3 protein-coding genes are annotated in these 3,427 nt (G+C 35.0%); 2 read left to right on the forward strand and 1 reads right to left on the reverse strand.

All coding sequences use genetic code 11. From position 1 onward, the window contains the following. Together E7Z79_RS09560 and E7Z79_RS09565 are read left to right on the forward strand one after the other, a co-directional pair. Positions 1 to 189, forward strand: a 189-nt coding sequence (locus tag E7Z79_RS09560) for an AMMECR1 domain-containing protein (RefSeq protein ID WP_303739709.1), incomplete at its 5' end; no start/stop codon positions are given. Between the two features lie 9 nt (positions 190 to 198). Next, positions 199 to 1,227 carry an NOG1 family protein gene (locus E7Z79_RS09565; protein WP_303739710.1) on the forward strand — a complete coding sequence of 343 codons (1,029 nt, stop codon included), beginning with the start codon at positions 199 to 201 and terminating at the stop codon, positions 1,225 to 1,227. A gap of 277 nt (positions 1,228 to 1,504) precedes the next feature. On the opposite strand, the gene E7Z79_RS09570 is transcribed toward E7Z79_RS09565, so the two are convergent. Then, complete coding sequence (locus E7Z79_RS09570) at positions 1,505 to 3,088, reverse strand: AarF/ABC1/UbiB kinase family protein (protein WP_303739711.1); 1,584 nt, start codon at positions 3,086 to 3,088, stop codon at positions 1,505 to 1,507. Positions 3,089 to 3,427 lie beyond the last annotated feature (339 nt).

Below are 3,427 nucleotides of genomic sequence, written 5' to 3' on the forward strand. Positions count from 1 at the left end.
GGCCGTGACGGACTCATAATACAGAAGGGATATGCAAGAGGATTATTGCTCCCTCAAGTTGCAGTTGAAAATGCATTTACCATTGAAGACTTTTTAGAACACACATGCATGAAAGCGGGAATCAGTGCGGACAGCTGGATGGATGAAAGCTGCGACGTGTACAAATTCCAAGGACAAATTTTTAAATGAGTGATTGAAATGATGATTCCGACAATACCTACTCCCAATGAAATATTAGACAAGGGATTCAGCAGAGGCAAAAAGCAAGCAGACTTACTTAGATCACAGAAAATACCAAAACATTTGAAAGGAAAAAGAATTGAAGAAAGACGTGTTGTTACATCCTGTCAAGTCATTAAAGACAAGTTAAAATCAATTTTGGATGCAGTTCCTGAAATCGAAAGCATGCATCCTTTTTATCAAGATTACATTGACATTACCGTTGGTGTGGATGACATGAAACAGGCCCTTGGAGGACTTAACTGGGCTTATGGAATTATAACCCAACTTGAAAAGGAATACGGTGCCAAAATCAGGAAAAATCCTTCTGAAAAGGCAACTGCAATTCAAAAGCAGGCTTACGGTAGGATTGCATCTGTCATAAATAAGATCAAACCTAATCTGGATTTCCTTGACTTTGCAAAGCAAAACCTGAGGAACATGCCTACAATCGATTTCGATGCAACCACAATCGTTATTGCTGGATTTCCAAATGTGGGAAAATCCACCCTTTTAAGGCAGATTACCGGAGCGGACCCTCAAGTTGCAAACTATCCGTTTACAACCAAAGGGATACAGATTGGACATACAGAGATGCATTGGAGAAGCATACAGATAATTGACACACCAGGACTTCTGGACAGACCTGTCCTGGAAATGAATGACATTGAAATGAATGCGATTGTTGCGCTTGAACATTTGGCCGATGCGATACTGTTTATCTTTGACGCTTCCGAAACCTGTGGATTCCATCTGGAAAATCAATATAATCTCCTAAAGCAAATCGAGAAGATATTTTCAGAAATTCCCGTCTATTACCTTTTCAATAAAATGGACCTTATAGAAGACACCGAATATCTCAATGAGTATATTGATGATGAAGAAAACTCCATTTTCATTTCTGCCATTGAAGGCGAAGGAATAGATGAAATTAATAAAATCATTCGTAGAATCAAAAAGATTGAGCGCAATTTTGAAGGGGAAGACGATGATGACGAATATTATTAATGCTTAATTTTTTAAATCTTAAGCATTAATATGCATTATTTAAACCATTTAAACCATCACATATACATCCAATCTTGAAAGACAAAATATTTTTTAAAAAAAAGCTCATTTAATGTTAAATCCGATTAATTAAATGAAATAAAAAAATTTAATTTTGATTTAATCAATGCCCATTTTAAGTATTTTGTAGGCAACAAAGATATGAAAAATTAGTCTAAAAAATTTAATTGAAGATAAAGTTCAAACGAACTTAATCTCCATCGATAGGGAAATAGAATTAATCCCTAATATATTTAATAACCAAATATGCACCAAGAACTGCACTGAATACAAATCCTATAAATCCGATTGCAGAAATATCCCAGACTTTAGGACCCTTGTCCGCTAAAATTGCAATGGATGAACCTACAAGCAATGCTGCTACAATTATAGATATGGATAGCTGATTTTTCAAATCATCCAAACCGGTATGGTTCATATTCAGTTCCAATTCACCTTTCTCAACCTTATCAAGAGTGCTGTTGAGCCTGTCAGGCAAATCTTTTAGCAAATGTTCAATTTCTACAATATAGTTAAATCCACCACCTACGAGGTTTCCTGGTTCGAATTTGGATTTAATCATGTCTTTAGCGAATTTCTCAAGTTCACTTGTGAGATTGAAGTGAGGGTCCAACTTGTCTCCGGCTTCCTCAATGAGGATTAAACCCCTTCCAATCATTACGAATTCCCTTGGAAGAATAATGTTATGTTCAATCATGACATTCATCAAGTCATCGAATATGCCGTCCATCTGATCCATATCAACACCGATATAGGCGTTCAAAAGGTCATCAACATCTTCCTTGAACTCAGGAGTATTCTGTTCTGGAGTGATGATGTTCATGTAAAGCAATTGATTGATTAGATGGTGTGAATTTCCATCCAACAGGAGCAGAACCAATTGAGCAAAATTTGACCTGAAAGTATCGTTCACTACACCCATCATTCCGAAATCGATGTAACATAACCTATTGTCACGGGTCACGAACAGATTACCTGGGTGCGGGTCTGCATGGAAAAATCCGTCAATCAATACCTGTTTTAAATAGGATTGGCAACCGTATTGGGCAATTTCAGCATTGTTGATACCTTCAATTTCATTGTCGTATAGATCAGTCACTTCATAACCGTCAATAAGCTCCATATTTATGAGTTTAGATGTACAAAGTTCAGGGTATACCTCAGGTATCTTAATATAGTCGACCTCTTTAAAGTTATTTGTAATCTTATTGATGTTTTTGACTTCTTCCATGTAGTTGAGTTCTTTGAAGATGGACCTTTCAAATTCCTTGGCCATTGCAGGCAAATTATAAGTCCTGGATTTAGTAACATGTCTATCGACTGTACCGGCGAGTCTGTTTAATATTTTCACATCAGGCACTATGACATCATAGATTCCAGGCTTTTGAACTTTAACAGCAACTTCCCTGCCGGAGTCCTTTAATGTTGCCTTGTAAACTTGACCTATTGAAGCAGAACCGAGAGGCTCTTCATTGAATTCGGAATACACTTCCTCCAATGGTTGTCCAAGCTCTCCTTCAATGACTTTTCTAATTTCATCGAAAGGGGTTACGGGAGTATTGTCCCTAAGCATCTTTAAATCGTCTGCAATTTCGTTACCCACCATATCGGGCCTTGTAGCCAACAGCTGACCCAACTTAATGAATGCAGGACCCAATTCTTCCATTGCATATCTTAAATCTGAAACCTCAAAATCTTCATCAGGCTCATTTTTTAACAAGTTTGCCAAGTGGTGTCTTTTTGCAACACCCATAATTTCATCAAAACGTTTTCTTGCAACTTTCTTTTCTTCGTTTGCCATATAACCACTTTAAAAATTATTATAATAATTCATTAGAGTATTTCTTGAATTCGTTATTTTTGTTCAGACAAATCCCTTAATACACCTAATTTATTTTGTCATATTATAACAAATAAATTATATTTATAACTTAAATGTATATAAATATAACTATTTTGATACAAATATTCAATAAATTAATTGATAAAATTAAACAAAATAAAAAAATAAAAAATTTTTTAATATTTTATACAATATATCGAACAATAAATAAACAGTCAAGGATTTTAATGAAAAAAATTAATTAAGGAATTTAATCCAATATTGATGATTAAAGGTTATTTAAAGGTATTAATCACA

The sequence above is a fragment of the Methanobrevibacter thaueri genome (genome assembly GCF_015062905.1).
In the GTDB taxonomy this organism is placed as follows: Archaea; Methanobacteriota; Methanobacteria; order Methanobacteriales; family Methanobacteriaceae; genus Methanocatella; species Methanocatella thaueri_A.